17 protein-coding genes and 1 riboswitch are annotated in these 16,462 nt (G+C 39.3%); of the genes, 13 read left to right on the top strand and 4 right to left on the bottom strand.

Annotated features, from left to right (window positions below; all coding sequences use genetic code 11):
* The first annotated feature begins 50 nt into the window (after positions 1 to 50).
* The 9 genes from HWQ49_RS11445 (at position 51) to HWQ49_RS11405 (ending at position 10,597) form a co-directional block, all read left to right on the top strand.
* Positions 51 to 1,166, top strand: a complete 1,116-nt coding sequence (locus HWQ49_RS11445) for a Fe(3+) ABC transporter substrate-binding protein (protein ID WP_394810776.1) — start codon at positions 51 to 53, stop codon at positions 1,164 to 1,166.
* Between the two features lie 151 nt (positions 1,167 to 1,317).
* Positions 1,318 to 2,922 carry an ABC transporter permease gene (locus HWQ49_RS11440; protein WP_188207780.1) on the top strand — a complete coding sequence of 535 codons (1,605 nt, stop codon included), beginning with the start codon at positions 1,318 to 1,320 and terminating at the stop codon, positions 2,920 to 2,922.
* A 6-nt stretch (positions 2,923 to 2,928) separates the two neighbouring features.
* Positions 2,929 to 3,666, top strand: a complete 738-nt coding sequence (locus tag HWQ49_RS11435; protein WP_188207757.1) for an ABC transporter ATP-binding protein — start codon at positions 2,929 to 2,931, stop codon at positions 3,664 to 3,666.
* Positions 3,667 to 3,825: 159 nt separating this feature from the next.
* A complete protein-coding gene (locus HWQ49_RS11430) occupies positions 3,826 to 5,070 on the top strand; it encodes an MFS transporter (RefSeq protein ID WP_223155147.1) in 1,245 nt (414 codons plus the stop codon).
* Between the two features lie 78 nt (positions 5,071 to 5,148).
* On the top strand, positions 5,149 to 5,943 hold the full coding sequence (gene pdxK, locus HWQ49_RS11425) for a pyridoxine/pyridoxal/pyridoxamine kinase (RefSeq protein ID WP_188207756.1): 795 nt from the start codon (positions 5,149 to 5,151) through the stop codon (positions 5,941 to 5,943).
* 1,436 nt (positions 5,944 to 7,379) lie between these two features.
* On the top strand, positions 7,380 to 8,015 hold the full coding sequence (locus tag HWQ49_RS11420) for a class I SAM-dependent methyltransferase (protein WP_188207755.1): 636 nt from the start codon (positions 7,380 to 7,382) through the stop codon (positions 8,013 to 8,015).
* Between the two features lie 47 nt (positions 8,016 to 8,062).
* Entirely contained in the window at positions 8,063 to 8,533 is a 471-nt protein-coding gene (locus tag HWQ49_RS11415) for an S-ribosylhomocysteine lyase (protein WP_188207754.1), read from the top strand.
* 4 nt (positions 8,534 to 8,537) lie between these two features.
* Complete coding sequence (locus HWQ49_RS11410; protein ID WP_188207753.1) at positions 8,538 to 9,461, top strand: PLP-dependent cysteine synthase family protein; 924 nt, start codon at positions 8,538 to 8,540, stop codon at positions 9,459 to 9,461.
* A 2-nt stretch (positions 9,462 to 9,463) separates the two neighbouring features.
* Positions 9,464 to 10,597: a bifunctional cystathionine gamma-lyase/homocysteine desulfhydrase gene (locus tag HWQ49_RS11405; protein WP_188207752.1), complete on the top strand. Its 1,134-nt coding sequence runs from the start codon at positions 9,464 to 9,466 to the stop codon at positions 10,595 to 10,597.
* Positions 10,598 to 10,686: 89 nt separating this feature from the next.
* On the opposite strand, the gene HWQ49_RS11400 is transcribed toward HWQ49_RS11405, so the two are convergent.
* The 3 genes from HWQ49_RS11400 to HWQ49_RS11390 are packed head-to-tail and all read right to left on the bottom strand — an operon-like array spanning position 10,687 to position 12,413.
* On the bottom strand, positions 10,687 to 11,535 hold the full coding sequence (locus HWQ49_RS11400) for a DUF4097 family beta strand repeat-containing protein (RefSeq protein ID WP_188207751.1): 849 nt from the start codon (positions 11,533 to 11,535) through the stop codon (positions 10,687 to 10,689).
* 1 nt (position 11,536) lies between these two features.
* Positions 11,537 to 12,097 (bottom strand): DUF1700 domain-containing protein, encoded by a 561-nt coding sequence (locus HWQ49_RS11395; protein WP_188207750.1) that lies wholly within the window; start codon positions 12,095 to 12,097, stop codon positions 11,537 to 11,539.
* Positions 12,090 to 12,413: a PadR family transcriptional regulator gene (locus HWQ49_RS11390; protein ID WP_188207749.1), complete on the bottom strand. Its 324-nt coding sequence runs from the start codon at positions 12,411 to 12,413 to the stop codon at positions 12,090 to 12,092. Before HWQ49_RS11390 ends, HWQ49_RS11395 begins: the two co-directional genes overlap by 8 nt.
* A gap of 179 nt (positions 12,414 to 12,592) precedes the next feature.
* Here HWQ49_RS11390 and HWQ49_RS11385 point away from each other — a divergent pair, with 179 nt between their 5' ends.
* Positions 12,593 to 13,228, top strand: coding sequence for a spore coat protein (locus HWQ49_RS11385; protein ID WP_188207748.1), 636 nt, complete (start codon positions 12,593 to 12,595; stop codon positions 13,226 to 13,228).
* A gap of 41 nt (positions 13,229 to 13,269) precedes the next feature.
* Here HWQ49_RS11385 and HWQ49_RS11380 read toward each other — a convergent pair whose 3' ends face one another.
* Entirely contained in the window at positions 13,270 to 14,064 is a 795-nt protein-coding gene (locus HWQ49_RS11380) for an ion transporter (RefSeq protein ID WP_188207747.1), read from the bottom strand.
* Between the two features lie 153 nt (positions 14,065 to 14,217).
* Positions 14,218 to 14,319: riboswitch (guanidine-I (ykkC/yxkD leader) on the top strand.
* Positions 14,320 to 14,378: 59 nt separating this feature from the next.
* On the opposite strand from HWQ49_RS11380, the gene HWQ49_RS11375 reads away from it, so the two are divergent.
* The 3 genes from HWQ49_RS11375 to HWQ49_RS11365 are packed head-to-tail and all read left to right on the top strand — an operon-like array spanning position 14,379 to position 16,298.
* Positions 14,379 to 14,708, top strand: a complete 330-nt coding sequence (locus HWQ49_RS11375) for a DMT family transporter (protein ID WP_188207746.1) — start codon at positions 14,379 to 14,381, stop codon at positions 14,706 to 14,708.
* Complete coding sequence (locus tag HWQ49_RS11370) at positions 14,708 to 15,025, top strand: DMT family transporter (RefSeq protein ID WP_188207745.1); 318 nt, start codon at positions 14,708 to 14,710, stop codon at positions 15,023 to 15,025. Before HWQ49_RS11375 ends, HWQ49_RS11370 begins: the two co-directional genes overlap by 1 nt.
* A 28-nt stretch (positions 15,026 to 15,053) precedes the next feature.
* The gene (locus HWQ49_RS11365; protein WP_188207744.1) at positions 15,054 to 16,298 is read left to right on the top strand and encodes an MDR family MFS transporter; all 1,245 of its coding nucleotides are present in this window, start codon (positions 15,054 to 15,056) and stop codon (positions 16,296 to 16,298) included.
* Positions 16,299 to 16,462: the final 164 nt, after the last annotated feature.

The raw sequence follows: 16,462 nt of genomic DNA, 5'->3' as shown, positions 1-16,462 counted from the left end.
AATTATTCTCAATTACTAAAAAACAAAGAACTAAACAGAAGGGACGTAAGATGATGTTTTCGAGAAAATTATTATGGGTAACTCTAGCTTTATTATTTACAGTAGTTGTTTTAGCAGCATGTGGCACAGATGAGGAACCACAGGAAGAGCAACAAGATCCTCAAGAAGAAGACCAAGAAGATCAAGAGCAAGCTGAAGGTACAGAAGATGATGCTGGTGTGGTCAACATATACACTAGTCGTCACTATGATGTAGATGATGACATTTATAATGATTTCACTGAAGAAACAGGTATTGAAGTTAATATTATTAACGGGAGTGCCGATGAGTTAATCGAAAGAATGAATCGTGAAGGAGATGCTTCAGAAGCTGATTTATTCTTCACTGCAGATGCAGGACGTTTACACCGTGCAAAAGAGCAGGATTTATTACAAGCTATCGAAAGCGATATAATTGAAGAGAATGTACCTGAGAATTTACGTGATGTGGATTCTGAATGGGTTGGTTTAACTAAACGTGCACGTATCATTGCCTATCACCAAGATCGTGTCGACCCGGAAGAACTTTCAACTTATGAGGCTTTAACAGAAGCTGAGTGGGAGGATCGTGTTTTAATCCGGTCATCTGAAAATATTTATAACCAATCCTTACTTGCCTCTTTCATTGAATTAAATGGTCGTGAAGAAGCAAAAGATTGGGCGCAAGGTATTGTTGATAACTTAGCACGTACACCTCAAGGTGGCGACCGTGATCAAGCCAAAGCGATTGCTGCTGGTGAAGGTGATGTAGCGATTATGAACACTTATTACTTAGGTGGTATGCTTAATTCCGCAGATGAGGAAGAAGTAAAAGTCGCTGAAGAGCTTGGTGTTTTCTTCCCGAACCAAGAAACTACAGGTACACACGTTAACATAAGTGGTATTGGCCTAGCCAAGAATTCACCAAATCCTGATAATGCGATACAGTTAATTGAGTACTTAACTGATATTGACGTTCAGGAAACTTTCGCAGGTGCTAACTACGAATATCCTGTCAATCCTGATGTTGAACCAGCGGATGTGTTACAAGAATGGGGAGAATTTGAAGAGCAAGATCTAAACTTATCTATCTTAGGAGAAAACAACGGAGAAGCTGTTCGAATCTTCAATGAAGTAGGTTGGCAATAAGTTGTGACTAATTATTAAACCTTTGTGCCGCTCCAAATTTTGGAGCGGCTACAGCCTTTTGTTCATTCCCTATTTTTAGTATGATAGTAGTGGTTGCTTAGATGGTAAAGGAAGTGTCTTTTTGAAATGGTTTCGAACACTTAAGCTAACAATGAACATGTGGACCGTTTTAAGCATTATTTTTGTTTTACTCGTACTGTTACCTAACCTATCCATTATTGTACAGTTCTTCTCAGAGCCGAACGAAAATTGGCTGCATATTCGTGAATACATGTTACAACAATATATACAAAACACGTTGGTACTCGTTTTATTTGTTGGTTTTCTGACACTTGTCATTGGAACTAGTCTAGCGTGGATTATTTCAGCTTATGATTTTCCGTTAAGAGGTTTTTTTCAATGGGGGTTAATCCTCCCACTAGCTATACCTCCATATATAGGTGCATATACTTATCATGGGATATTAAATTACACTGGTGTGATTCAAACGTCTTTACGGAATCAATTTGATATGACTGTCAATCAACAATACTTTAATATCATGAACATGCCTGGTGCAATCTTTATTTTAACAATTTTCCTATTCCCTTATGTATTTACGATCACAAAGGCCTTCTTAGCAAGGCAATCGACTGCTTTAGTTGAGAATGCTCGAATTTTGGGTAGTAGTTCATGGAGGATTTATTTTAAAGTTGTTTTACCAATATCTAGAGCTGCCATTATTGCCGGAGTCAGCTTAGTGGTATTAGAGGTTTTGAATGATTACGGTGTGGTAAGCTATTATGGAATTCAAACATTCACTACAGCGATCTTCCAGACATGGTTTGGGATGGGTGATTTGCAATCTGCTGTTAAATTAGCAGGAACATTAATGATTATCGTATTGTTCCTATTAGTTCTAGAACGGATCTTTAGAGGCCGGCGCCGGTACAGCTTTACAACCACTAAAGTCAAATTACTTCAGCCGGTGAAGTTAGAAGGCAAACAAAAATGGCTAGCATTTAGTTACTGCTCTTTTATTTTTCTAATTGCCTTTTTAATTCCAATTGCTCAATTACTTCATTGGGCTACCTTAACGTATAAACAATTTTTCTCTAATGAATTTTGGGGGCTAATTTGGAACTCCATCACTGTTGCTTTCATTGCGGCTAGTATGATTGTTGTGATAGCTGTTGTTATAAGTAACTTTGCTCGATTAAATCGAGGAATGCTAGCTAAAACCTTTCCCAAAGTAACCATTCTCGGTTATTCGATACCAGGTGCGGTTATTGCTGTAGGAATCGTAACCTTTTTCACTGCGATTGATCGTGAATTATTCGATTTTTATGAGTGGTTAGGTCTACAACCTACTTTAGTGATTAGCACTAGTATATTTATGCTCATCTTTGCCTATGTTATACGCTATTTAGCGGTCGGATATAACTCAATTGAATCTGGATTTGATCGAATCGGAACAAATTTCACCGAAGCATCAAGAATGCTCGGCATGAGTGTAACCAAATCGTTCTTCAAAGTTGATATGAAGCTTATCCGAGGAGCCATTTTCGGTGGTTTCATCTTAGCTTTTATCGATATTATGAAAGAGTTACCGTTAACGTTAATTTTGCGTCCTTTTAATTTTGATACATTAGCAACAAAAGCTTACCAATATGCCTCTGATGAAATGATTCATCAAGCAGCTATTCCGTCGATTATTATTGTTGTGGTTAGTGCGATGGCGATTTATGTGTTTCATCACGTCTTAGAAAAGGAGTAATGCTATATGTTTGTTCATATTAGAGAGTTGGCTTTTAAATACCCGAATGCAAAAGAGAGTACAATTAAAGACTTCAACTTAACGATTGATCAAGGTGAAATTATTTCTATCCTAGGTGAATCGGGTAGTGGTAAAAGCACGATCCTTCGCCTAATAGCTGGTTTGGAAATGCCTACTAACGGCAATATCATGGTTGGAGACCATTGCATGTGTAGTAATTCAAGCTTTATTCAGCCGGAGAAACGGGGGGTGGGCATGGTATTCCAAGACTATGCTTTGTTCCCACATATGACTGTTGAAGATAATATTAAATTCGGTCTTCAAAAATGGCCTCGTAAAGATAAGAAAGAACGAATCGGTGAGGTGCTTGAACTGGTCAATTTAGAGGATTACCGTAAGCGTTATCCCTTTGAATTAAGTGGTGGGCAGCAGCAGCGTGTGGCCTTAGCTAGAGCTCTAGCACCTAAACCGAAGTTATTACTTTTTGATGAACCATTTAGTAACCTTGATGCAGATTTACAAATTCGCATTCGTGAAGAGCTAAGACGTATTATTAAAGCAACAGGTGTAACATCGATTTTCGTGACTCATGACCAAGATGATTCACAAGCACTAGCAGACCGAATTGTGGTATTAAGAAAAGGAGCAGTCGCCCAGATTGGTACTCCTAGTGAAGTGTTAGGTACGGATTGTAGCTTCGATGAGCGATTGCCTGTTAAGCCACGAATATTATCGCGCGTGTAGATTAAGACGCTAACTATACCAACTAGATCAAAATGATTTAGTTGGTTTTTTAATTACGAATCAATCCACTCGACAATTGTTCGATAATTTGTTATATTTAGACTGACGAAATAAACGTAACACGAAATAATTAGAGAAAACTAGAAAGAAGGGTACGTTTTGGATCAGGAGAAACTCGCAAAACGGAATTTGGCGATCATGTGGTTCGCCAATTTTTTTATTGCAGGTAGTATGACGATGGTTATGCCGTTCCTCTCTCTCTACATTGAGACGTTCGGCAACTTCTCAGATGAGTACGTTAAAAATTGGGCGGGTTGGACATTTGCGATTACGTTTGTGACAGCAATCATTTTTTCACCTATTTGGGGACGCATTGGTGACCGTTTTGGTCGCAAGCCAATTCTTGTCATGATGGGCTTCGGATTAGCCCTAAGTGTCTTTTTAATGGGATTTGTCACTTCCGTCATCCAATTATTCATTCTACGCCTACTTATGGGTATTTTTGCTGGATTTATCTCAACTTCTCAAGCGCTTATTTCAACACAGACTCCAAAGAAGGTTTCGGGCCGTGTGCTCGGTACATTGCAAACAGGAACCGTAACCGGAACGTTAACTGGACCACTATTAGGTGGTATATTAGCTGACTGGATAGGCTTCGCACAAGCTTTCCAGTACACAGCGATTACTTTATTTATTGCAGGTCTATGTGTCTTAATCGGTGTTAGAGAAACCCGATTGGCTGGTGAGAAGGAAGAAAAAGAGAGCTATTCACGTAAGGAAGTTCTTCAACATATTATTCGCCATCCGATGTTATTAATGGTGCTAATTATTTCTATGTTTGTACAAATCGCTCACTTCTCTATTCAGCCTATACTTGCACTGTACGTCGCCGAGTTAAATGGGCCGGCAAATATCGCCTTTATCTCAGGTATAGCTTTTTCAGTAACAGGGCTTGGAAATTTGCTGATGACCAGGCGTTGGGGAATGATTGCTGATAAGGTTGGTTACGACAAGGTTCTTATTCTTTTAGTCATCTTGGCAGCGGTGGTCTATTTCCCAGGTGCACTAGTTAATGAGGTTTGGCAACTAGTTATTGTTCGTTTTCTATTAGGAGTGACACTCGGTGGAATTATCCCTGTGCGAATGGCTTATATTCGACAGGCAGCTCCAATCGCAATACAAGGCGAGGTTTTAGGTTACAATACGAGCCTACGATTTTTAGGGAACGTTATCGGTCCTGTGATGGGTGGTCTTATTGCAGGTTACTATGGAATTGCTTCTGTCTTCTATGTAACAAGTGCCCTTCTACTAGCTAGTGGTATTGCCTTATTCTTAACTAAATGGAAAGAAGAACATTCAAATGAAAAATCAGTTGTTCAAAAAGAATCAACTAAACAGGCTTAACTAAGTAAAACATTGGAAAATCATGTTGAACAAAGATACAATACGATTAGAAGATAAAGAGAAGTGAGGTTTTGACCAATGAAAAAGGTACTTGTTATAGCTGGTTCAGATACTAGTGGTGGGGCTGGAATTCAAGCTGATCTAAAAACATACCAGGAAATCGGTGTTTATGGTATGACTGCTCTCACAACGATTGTGGCACAAAATCCTAATAACCAGTGGGCGCATGATGTCTACCCTATTGACCGAGAAACCGTTCAAGCACAAATCACGACCATATTAGATGGCGTTGGTGTAGATATCATGAAAACTGGAATGCTACCAACTACTGAAATTATAGAACTTGCAGCAAATACACTGGATAAATACCAATTGGATGCCGTGGTTGATCCCGTGCTAGCCTGTAAGGGACAAGATGAACCACTCTACCCGGAAAATGCTAAAGCCTTAAGAGAATTACTTGTCCCCAAAGCACTAATCACTACACCTAACCTGTTTGAAGCGGGTCAGTTAGCTCAAATGTCTAACATCACAACGGTCGATGAAATGAAAGAGGCTGCCCAAAAAATATATGATCTAGGGGCAAAACATGTCATTGTTAAAGGTGGATCAGAAGTAGAAGGTGATCAAGCTGTTGACGTCTTTTATGATGGTGATCAATTTGAATTATTCGAACATGATATGATCGATACACCATTCACTCATGGAGCCGGTTGTACGTTTGCTTCGGCTGTTACCGCATCAATCGTCAAAGGACATTCGCCTAGAGAAGCCGTTCAATCTGCTAAACAGTTTATAACAAAAGCGATTGAACAATCATGGCAATTAAACGAGTACGTTGGTCCAGTTAACCAATTTGCAAATCGAAAATAGTCGTATTTCGCGATAGGAGTTATAGTACTTAGGTAGTTATTGACACTTGTTTCTTTCTCCTCCCTTTTTTGAAAGGCTGTCCAATACTGACCTGAACGTAACTTTTTCGCGTTATATATAGTTATTACGCAACATATAGGACTTCCCCAACAACCTGGAGGAAGTCCTATTTTTATGACAAAACCGAGCGACCAAAACTCCATTGATCGAGTGGAGAGTGAGGTAGCAACTCCGGTAAAAAGCGTGCCTAGATAAGTCTCATCCAATAAAAATAAAATCTCATAATCAAACTGAACCGAACCTATGAGAGGTAGACGAGTTCTATTTGACAGCTAACCTGTTTTGAAAGCTCTTTCCGGGAATAGAGCGCACCTCTCTTTGACCGATCAACCTGCTTGAACGGCTCTTCCGGGAATAGAGCGCATCTCTCTTTGACCGATCAACCTGCTTGAACGGCTCTTCCGGGAATAGAGCGTACCTCTCTTTGACCGATCATCCAGCTTGAACGGCTCATCCGGGAATAGAGCGCACCTCTCTTTGACCGATCAACCTGCTTGAGTGGTTCTTCCGGGAATAGAGCGTACCTCTCTTTGACCGATCAACCTGCTTGAACGGCTCTTCCGGGAATAGAGCACACCTCTCTTTGACCGATCACCCAGCTTGAAGGGCTCTTCCGGGAATAGAGCACACCTCTCTTTGACCGATCAACCTGCTTGAACGGCTCTTCCGGGAATAGAGCGCATCTCTCTTTGACCGATCATCCAGCTTGAACGGCTCATCCGGGAATAGAGCGCACCTCTCTTTGACCGATCAACCTGCTTGAACGGCTCTTCCGGGAATAGAGCGCATCTCTCTTTGACCGATCAACCTGCTTGAACGGCTCTTCCGGGAATAGAGCACACCTCTCTTTAACCGATCATCCAGCTTGAACGGCTCATCCGGGAATAGAGCACACCTCTCTTTGACCGATCGACCTGCTTGAGCGGCTCTTCCGGGAATAGAGCACACCTCTCTTTGACCGATCAACCGGCTTGAGGGGCTCTTTCCGGGAATAGAGCGCACCTCTCTTTGACCGATCAACCTGCTTGAACGGCTCTTCCGGGAATAGAGCGTACCTCTCTTTGACCGATCACCCAGCTTGAGCGCTCCTTCCGGGAATAGAGCGCACCTCTCTTTGACCGATCAACCTGCTTGAACGGCTCTCCCGGGAATAGAGCGCACCTCTCTTTGACCGATCAACCTGCTTCTTGAGCCGATCACGAATCACATAACAAAGGCAGTAAACACAAAGCATTTTTATAGACAGGAAAAGTCTCACAACCTTACTAAAATTGGGCGTTTCCTTTTTTGCTTATTTAGTTTGTCCTGTGGTATACTTTTGTTAATTACCAAGTAAACAGGTAGGAAAAATAAAATATAACTCAGAGGTGAACGACATGGGTCGTGAGTTTATGCATATATTTGATGAATGGGCCGAATCTTATGACCAAACGGTTTCTGGTCATAATGAACAGTATCGAGAAGTTTTCAGAGATTATCAGGCTATTTTAGAACGAGTGGTTGAACTGTCCTATGGAGTGACATTGGAATTTGGCGTAGGAACTGGAAATTTAACAGAAAAATTAGTCACTAAAGGAGTCCCTGTCATAGCTGTTGAACCTAACCTTAATATGCGTTTAATGGCTCAGGAGAGATTTCCCAACCTAACCGTTCATGATGGCGACTTTTTAAACTTTCCTAAGGTTAAGAATGTTGAAACTATCGTCAGTTCCTATGCTTTTCACCATTTAACTGATGATGAGAAATTCCAAGCAATGAGAAGATATTACGATCTATTAACCGTTAATGGTCAGATCGTATTTGCTGATACGATGTTTAAAGACGACACAGCATTTCGAGAGAAAATTGAGGAAGCTAAGAATAAAGGGTTCCCTGATTTAGCAGAAGACCTAACGCGAGAATATTACACAACCATCCCCAAAATGAAGCAAATTGGTGAGCAAGCAGGGTATCAAGTAGAATTTGAACAGTTAAATGATTTTGTATGGCTCACCCATGCTAAAAAACAATAAGTACGTTATGATATAACTAGGAAAAATGATTAGAGAGGAGCTTTTTTATGACTGAAAAAATGAATGTTGAAAGTTTTAATTTAGACCATACAAAAGTAGTAGCACCTTACGTGCGTTTAGTTGGTATTACTGAAGGACAAAACGGGGATAAAATCCACAAATATGATATTCGTTTCAAACAGCCTAATCAAAACCATATGAAGATGGATGCTCTTCATTCAATTGAGCATTTAATGGCGGAAAATATCCGTAATCACATGGATAACGTAATTGATATTAGTCCTATGGGTTGCCAAACCGGATTTTATTTAGCCGTGTTAAATCACGAAGACTATGATGAGATTATTGAAACATTAGAAAAAACCTTTAAAGACGTATTAGAAGCTGAAGAAGTACCTGCCTGCAATGAAGTACAATGTGGCTGGGCTGCTAATCATAGCTTAGAGGGTGCTAAAGAACTAGCTCAAGAAATGCTCGATCAAATCGAGACGTGGAAAGATGTTTTCGGAGAGGAATAGTTTCATGAATTATGTCAGCCGTGTCCAAGATTTAATTGGAAATACACCTTTAATGGAATTGACAAATGTTGATATCCCCAATAATTGTCGATTATTTGCCAAACTCGAATTCATGAACCCAGGTGGTAGTGTTAAAGACCGGCTCGGTTTAGAGCTATTAGCTGATGCGTTGAATACTGGACAGTTGAAACCAGGTGGGACAATAATTGAACCAACAGCCGGCAATACCGGAATTGGCTTAGCCTTAGCAGCAATTAACCAGGGGTTTGTAGTGATCTTCGTCGTTCCACAAAAATTTAGTATCGAAAAACAAACCTTAATGCGAGCATTAGGGGCCAAAGTAATCAACACACCGACTGAGCTTGGGATGAAAGGTGCGATTGAAAAAGCACAGGAACTAGTCGAAAAAACTAACAACTCCTTCACTCCAGCTCAGTTTGGCAATCCGGCTAATCCAAACACTTATTATAAAACACTGGGGCCAGAGCTATATCGTGATCTAGACGGAAAAATTGATATATTTGTAGCTGGTGCTGGAACTGGTGGAACGTTTATGGGAACTGCTCGTTATTTAAAAGAGCAGGATGAGTCGATCAAAACCGTCATCGTTGAGCCTGAGGGGTCGATCTTAAACGGGGGCGAACCTGGACCCCATGCAACAGAAGGAATTGGTATGGAATTTTTACCGAATTATATGGACACTGGCTATTTTGATGCCATCCACACCGTTACAGATGAAGATGCCTTTAGACAGATGAAAAGGATAGCTCAACTAGAGGGCTTATTAGTGGCAAGTTCTTCAGGTGCTGCTTTCCACGCATCTATAGAAGAAGCAAAACAGGCACAACCAGGTAGCCATATTGTAACGGTTTTCCCTGATAGTAGTGAGCGTTATTTAAGTCAAAATATTTATGAAGGATGGGAATAACGATGCGTAAAAAAACACAACTGATACATGGTGGTATTTTTGGTGATAAAGAAACAGGTGCGGTATCTACACCGATTTACCAAGTAAGCACATATAAGCAAGAAGCACCTGGTCAGCATAGTGGCTATGAATATTCACGTACGGGAAACCCCACACGTTTCGCTTTAGAAGAATTAATTAAGGACATCGAAGGGGGAACGCGTGGTTTCGCTTTTGGTTCTGGAATGGCCGCTATTACGTCTACTATGATGTTGTTTAATAGTGGTGATCACGTCGTCTTTACTGATGATGTGTATGGTGGGACTTACCGTGTAATGACTAGTGTAATGAACCGACTTGGAATTGACTCAACATTTGTTGATACAAGTGATTTAAGTCAAATTGAACCAGCGATCCAAGACAACACCAAAGCCATTTTTATTGAAACACCGACTAACCCACTGCTAAAAGTGACCGATATTCAAGCCGTTTCAGATTTAGCCAAACAACATAATTTATTAGTCATTGTCGATAATACGTTTACAACACCATATTTCCAAAATCCACTTAAACATGGGGCTGACGTTGTCCTTCATAGTGCGACGAAATACCTTGGTGGACATAGTGACGTGGTGGCTGGTTTAGTCGTGGTTAATGATGAACAGTTAGGCGAAGACTTACACTATGTACAGAATTCATCGGGGGCTATATTAGGGCCTCATGATTCATGGTTACTCATGCGTGGAATTAAAACACTAGGTATTCGTATGGAAGAGCATGAGCAGAACACAAAAGAAGTCATTCAATTTCTGCAAAATCACCCCACGGTTAAAAAAGTCTTTTATCCTGGTTTAGAGGACCACCCAGGACATGAAATTGCTAAAAAACAATCGTCTGGGTTTGGAGCCATGGTTTCCTTCGACGTGGGTAGTGCTGAAAAAGCAGAAGAAGTTCTAAAAAAGGTTCGCTATTTCACACTTGCAGAAAGCCTTGGTGCTGTCGAAAGCCTCATCTCTGTTCCAGCAAAGATGACTCATGCATCGATCCCTCGTGACAGACGTCTTGAGTTAGGTATTTCAGATGGTTTAATTCGTGTATCAGTGGGAATTGAGGATATTGAAGATTTGATTGAAGACTTACAACAAGCTTTAGGTTAAATAAAGAGGTCAGCCGTTTTATAAATAATACACGCGGCTGACCTTTTTTTCTCTATCTTAAATGTCGTTGTATTTGAAATCGAAATTTTCTACCTTACATCAAATGTAAATGACCCTGCAGTGGTTCTGACCCTAACATAATGGTCACCATCACCAACCGTACCTTTAATTACATTGCTTGAGTTTACTTCATATTCCAGTGGAACCAATACACTCCCTTTACCTGCACTCGCTTGGAAGTCTAAATTCATATTTGTTGGTTCTTCTTGAACTAATAATTCAACCTCGCCAGCCGTCGCTTCTAGCGTCACATCTTGCTCAAGACGATCCAATTTAGCGATAATCTTCCCTGCACTGGTGTTGATATTAAGGTCACCTTTTATTTGATCTACCTCTACTCTTCCGGCAGAAGTGGTAACAAAAGTTTTATTAGAATCAATATTTTGCAAATCAACGCGCCCAGCACTTGAGCGTAAATTCACTTCATTAGCACTGACATCACTAATGATTGACCGACCTGCAGATGAATCAACTGTTACTTCCTCAAATGTTTCCTGAGGTAAATGAACATCGATCTCAACACTCTGATTCAAAAATAAAGATAAGCTAGGTTGACGATATTCAAAACCAATCTGCAACTGACGATCTGTATTATTTATATCGACATCCATTCGTTCCATATTATGTGACGTTAACTCCCCACGATACTCAACTAAGATTTGGTCTTCATCAGTTGCTTGAACATTCACCCTAGCTAGATCAACATCAACTAAAATTCGATCCACTTCGTTAGGATCATATGTTTCACTTTCCTCTATCACCGTTGTTTTTCCGGTAAACGCTTCGACAAACGAATAACTACTGACAGAAACAGATACAACAAGACCAACAAAACCGATCAGCATTCCGATTAGCGCTATTTTAACAACACGTTTCATGTTATCGTTCCCCCTTAACGACTTGAATGTTAAAGATGACATACTTCTTCAGACCTATATACATCCACTTACCTACATAAATGAGTCCAACAGTCATAAGTGTTGCTAAACTTAACGTAAATAAAGCTGAAAATAAAATAACAAATACATTTCCGACACCGTATAAAAACAAATGAACAAGTGCAATAATAGGGGCAACTCCTATGGTGATAACAACACCGTACAAGCTGAAATAAGCACCGATCACAGCTGCGACTGGACCAAGAATAAATGTCACATTAATAAATATTAAAGCAATAGCTAATAGCACCATTCTCGCAACGTTTGAACTGGTTTGAGATTGATCGCCCTTTCCATTTTGTTCTTCTGAAAATTCCATTAAAATTTCATGAGCTACTTTATTTGGTGATCCAAGTTCATTAATAATATCTAATTCAGTTTTTCCATCTCGTAAAGCCACTTCAAAATGTTCTTCATAATCATACAGAATTTCATCACGCTCTTGCTCAGGAAGTGAACTCAAACGCGACTTCAACTCGTTTAAATACTCGACTTTATTCATTACCAACACCCTCCTCGATCAGGTTATTAACATAGCCTGAAAAATGATTCCAATCTTCAATTAAGAAATCCATATACACTTTCCCTTTTGGTGTTAACGTATAATATTTTCGTGGTGGTCCCTCTTTGGATTCTGCTAAGTAAGTGGTACAATACTCCTCTTTTGTTAACCTTCTTAACAATGGGTACAAAGATCCTTCTGCTATCTCAATTTTCTTAGAGATATTTTGGGCTAACTCATAACCGTACTGATCTTTTTGATGTATAAGAACAAGTACACAAAGTTCTAAAACCCCTTTTTTAAATTGTGCGTTCATATTTAAACACCTCGGTCGTGGTTTAAATTTTAAATCAACAATACTATTATAACATTCAGTACTGAACATTAAAAGGTAGTGTATAAATATAAATAGTAGCTATGGCTAATTTTAGTTGAATAAATTAAGTCGAAAAAACCAAGCTATAAGTGTAGAACTGACAATAAGGAGGATCAATTATGCAACAACAGAATCAACAACAGCAAAATCCAAACAGCCAATTAAAGCAGTCAGAAAGCCTACCAGCAGATAAAAGTCATGCTGGTCATGAAGTGTTTGATGTACATGAAGTACTTTCCACGTTTATTGGTACAATGGATCACTACAAAATGTATGAACAAAAAATTCAGTGTCAACAATTACAAGGTATTTTATCAAACCAGTATAATTATCTAGCTCAAACTTACAACACATTGGTTGATGCTTTTCAGTCAGGTCAAAAGCCTTCTCAACCAACGACTGTGTATAACATGAGCACGTCTAACGATGTCACTTATGGTATGACACCAAGCCAACCAAAACAACCACAACAAAACCCTTCACAGCTACAAGATGATTCTTACTCAGGTTTTATGCTTGGGCACCTTAAAGCGTGTGCGACAGCTTGTACAACTGCAGCTCTAGAAGCAACGAACCCAGTTGTACGTCGTGTACTCCAAGACAGTGTTCCAAACCTTTGTGAGATGGCGTATGAAGTGTTCTTATACCAAAACAGTAAGAATTATTACCAAGTACCACAATTAGATGACCAGACCATGAACCAATTAGTTAATAGTTACACAACTACAACACCCCCACAGCAGCAACAACACTAAAAAAAAAGTGTGCTAACGCCAAGGCGTTAGCACACTCCTTTTTACCGATTTTTGATTAAATCCTTAAGCTCTTTTATTTCTTTCCGAAGCATGTGGACTTCCTCTTGAAGATCTTCTGGTTCTTCATCTTCATTTTCCATTTTCTCGATTTTTTCAAAGTTATTCACAATGACACCAACAAACAGGTTGAGTACTACAAAAGTGCCTGCTAATACAAAAGCTACAAAATAGATCCAAGACCACCACAACTCAGCCATGACCGGTCTCATAATGTTACTTGCCCATGATTCAAGGGTAATAATTTGGAATAAGGTAAGCATGGTGTGTTGTAATGTTCCAAAGTATTCTGGTGCGACATCACGAAATAAAAAAGTGCCAACTACACTGAAGACATAAAACATCACACCTAATAAGATCATGATCGTCCCCAAAGATGGTAACGTTAAAATTAACGCATTAACCATTTTTCTTAAAGACGGAATGACAGAAATTGTTCGGAATACACGAATGACACGTAAAATACGAAGTACAGTGACAAATGGTGATCCCATAAAGATGAAACTGCTTGCGACTATAAAGAAATCAAAAACGTTCCACCCGTCTTTGAAAAAAAGACGCATGGGTCTTGAAGCTAACAGTTTGATAATAATTTCTATAGTAAAAATGGTTAGTATGATTGTATCTATTCTAATAAACCAGTTTCCGTAATTCTCATAAAGTCCTCGATAACTTTCCATTCCAACAATAACGGCATTTATTAAAATCAAGATAATGATCGTTGGCTGAAATAGTTTATGCTCAACGATCTTAGCACTTAATTGGCGAATTGTTTGCATATTGACTCCCTCACTATAATCTCTCTTTTTCTCTCACTTATAGAATTTTATCATAAAGAATGTTTAGCGTGTTAATAAGGTAATGGAAAAATGCATAGGTCTGTGATAAACTTTATGTGTCAATAAATAGCCAAACTAATATAACCACACATTATTTTAGTTTTCTAGGGTTCCGCGAGTATTTCGACTCGGCCTGGTCCGAGAGAAAACACACAGTCTGTTACTGTGACACGGCGGGACAAAAGCCCGGGAGATGCGATTTCTTTCCATCTCTCGGGCTTTTATTTGAATTCGTTATTAAGGAGGAAGCAAAGATGAACCATTATTGGGCCAAATTACTAGCCGGTGCTTTCTTTGAAGTAATCTGGGTGATTGGACTTAAACATGCCAGTAATGTATCAACCTGGTTAATTACGGTCGTAGCGATCTTTTTAAGCTTTTATCTATTAATTATCTCCACTCAAAAACTACCCGTAGGCACTGCTTATGCTGTTTTCGCAGGTTTAGGGACAGCAGGCACAGTCATAGCAGAGTTTTTATTCTTTGGTGAGCCTTTTGACCTTGTGAAAATGGCTTTCATCAGCCTTTTACTAATTGGCATCGTTGGACTAAAATTAGTGACTGAAGAACAGGGGGATAAGTGATGTATTGGACCGCATTAATCATTGCTGGACTCTTTGAGATGTTAGGTGTTTTATCGATCAATCTGATTAATCGTTATAAAAATTGGCAATCAGTCGGATTGATGATGATTTCTTTCACGATCAGCTTCATCTGTTTATCTTACTCAATGGTTGAACTACCGATGAGCATCGCCTATTCAGTTTGGACTGGAATCGGAGCTGCCGGTGGTGCAATTATGGGCATGATTTTGTTTAAAGAACCGGCAACAATATTAAGAATATTATTTATTTTTTGTATTATTTCGGCTACAATTGGTTTGAAATTAATCTCTCCATGAACATTCTAGAAAGATAGAAGGTGTCAGCATGCCAAGAAAAATCTGGATTTTAATACTTGCAATGGCCATCAACGTCACTGCTGCTTCATTTTTATGGCCTTTAAATATGCTTTATATGCGTGAGTTAGGACAATCACTCACATTTGCTGGAATTATTCTTTTACTTAATCAGGGCGCTGCTATTATTGGAAACTTAGTCGGAGGGACACTGTTTGACCGCCTTGGAGGATATCGAACGATTATATCGGGTGGTGCAATTACGTTAGTTTCGGCTTTGACGTTAACTCAGTTCCATTCGATCATCCCTTATTCAATTCTTTTAATCTGTATCGGGTTCGGATCAGGGGTCGTCATCCCGGCAATGTACGCTCTAGCCGCTTCTGTATGGCCTGAAGGTGGACGTAGGCCATTTAATGCTATTTACGTTGCACAAAATATTGGGGTGGCAGTTGGTACGGCAACAAGTGGGTTAGTTGCTGCCTATTCCTTTTCATATATCTTTATCGCTAACGCCTCATTATTTGTTATCTTTTACTTACTCGTATTCTTTACCTTTAAGTCAATGGATGAAGATGTTGAGACACGTTCATATTCAACCGTTCTAAGCCAAGGTGTAAAAATTGTTGATAAAAGGTCTTTTATCGCCTTAATCATTTTAGGTATTGGCTTTTTCATCGCTTGGGTTGCTTATGTACAATGGCAGTCAACGATCGCCATTTATACACAGGATTTAGGTATTCCAGTAGATCGTTATAGTCTGTTATGGACCATTAATGGTCTCTTAATTATCTGTGGACAACCACTTATTAAGTGGGTAACTAAATACATCACTTCACCTAAAGTGCAGATTATTGTTGGGAATACAATCTTTATCATTTCATTTATCTATATTTTACAAGCGGAAACCTTTTTAGATTTTGTCACAGGAATGGTGATTTTAACTTTGGGTGAAATGTTTGTATGGCCTGCCGTTCCAACGATTGCAGCTAGCTTAGCTCCTAAAGGTCGCCAAGGGTTCTATCAAGGAGTTATTAATAGTGTTGGTACTGGAGGTAGAATGATTGGACCTGCTTTTGGAGGTTTAATTGCTGACCATTTCCCAATGATGGTTCTATTTAGCTTACTGATTATTCTATTATTGATCCCTTACTTGACGATTCCAATCTTGGGTCGTTTACAGAGGAAGATGGATGAAGACCAGGAACTTCATAAAGATGATGATATAGATCATGACAAACAAAATAAAGAAGAGGTTGAACACGACATCAAATAAGATGTCGTGTTTTTTGGTTCTAAAATATACCGTTGGCGTAACGACACAAAATTCAACTCTTTCTTTTATCAAAAATAAAGTGTTTGACTAAGAACTGTTCTTAAACCTCGAACCCTTGTCTTCCAATGGCTGTAGGTACATTTACACTTTCTTAACTATATCTT

Source organism: Alkalibacillus aidingensis (genome assembly GCF_014595945.1).
GTDB classification, from domain to species: domain Bacteria; phylum Bacillota; class Bacilli; order Bacillales; family Alkalibacillaceae; genus Alkalibacillus; species Alkalibacillus aidingensis.
The sequence above is the reverse complement of the archived record's forward strand: the minus strand, read 5'-3'. Positions and strand labels throughout refer to the sequence as shown.

What these genes read in the sequence shown, in the direction of transcription:
- HWQ49_RS11365 (WP_188207744.1), top strand. Translation starts at nt 15,054, where the DNA reads ATGCCAAGAAAAATCTGGATTTTAATACTTGCAATGGCCATCAACGTC.
- HWQ49_RS11400 (WP_188207751.1), bottom strand. Translation starts at nt 11,535, where the DNA reads ATGAAACGTGTTGTTAAAATAGCGCTAATCGGAATGCTGATCGGTTTT.
- HWQ49_RS11375 (WP_188207746.1), top strand. Translation starts at nt 14,379, where the DNA reads ATGAACCATTATTGGGCCAAATTACTAGCCGGTGCTTTCTTTGAAGTA.
- HWQ49_RS11420 (WP_188207755.1), top strand. Translation starts at nt 7,380, where the DNA reads ATGGGTCGTGAGTTTATGCATATATTTGATGAATGGGCCGAATCTTAT.
- pdxK (WP_188207756.1), top strand. Translation starts at nt 5,149, where the DNA reads ATGAAAAAGGTACTTGTTATAGCTGGTTCAGATACTAGTGGTGGGGCT.
- HWQ49_RS11440 (WP_188207780.1), top strand. Translation starts at nt 1,318, where the DNA reads ATGAACATGTGGACCGTTTTAAGCATTATTTTTGTTTTACTCGTACTG.
- HWQ49_RS11380 (WP_188207747.1), bottom strand. Translation starts at nt 14,064, where the DNA reads ATGCAAACAATTCGCCAATTAAGTGCTAAGATCGTTGAGCATAAACTA.
- HWQ49_RS11415 (WP_188207754.1), top strand. Translation starts at nt 8,063, where the DNA reads ATGACTGAAAAAATGAATGTTGAAAGTTTTAATTTAGACCATACAAAA.
- HWQ49_RS11405 (WP_188207752.1), top strand. Translation starts at nt 9,464, where the DNA reads ATGCGTAAAAAAACACAACTGATACATGGTGGTATTTTTGGTGATAAA.
- HWQ49_RS11395 (WP_188207750.1), bottom strand. Translation starts at nt 12,097, where the DNA reads ATGAATAAAGTCGAGTATTTAAACGAGTTGAAGTCGCGTTTGAGTTCA.
- HWQ49_RS11445 (WP_394810776.1), top strand. Translation starts at nt 51, where the DNA reads ATGATGTTTTCGAGAAAATTATTATGGGTAACTCTAGCTTTATTATTT.
- HWQ49_RS11385 (WP_188207748.1), top strand. Translation starts at nt 12,593, where the DNA reads ATGCAACAACAGAATCAACAACAGCAAAATCCAAACAGCCAATTAAAG.
- HWQ49_RS11410 (WP_188207753.1), top strand. Translation starts at nt 8,538, where the DNA reads ATGAATTATGTCAGCCGTGTCCAAGATTTAATTGGAAATACACCTTTA.
- HWQ49_RS11435 (WP_188207757.1), top strand. Translation starts at nt 2,929, where the DNA reads ATGTTTGTTCATATTAGAGAGTTGGCTTTTAAATACCCGAATGCAAAA.
- HWQ49_RS11390 (WP_188207749.1), bottom strand. Translation starts at nt 12,413, where the DNA reads ATGAACGCACAATTTAAAAAAGGGGTTTTAGAACTTTGTGTACTTGTT.
- HWQ49_RS11370 (WP_188207745.1), top strand. Translation starts at nt 14,708, where the DNA reads ATGTATTGGACCGCATTAATCATTGCTGGACTCTTTGAGATGTTAGGT.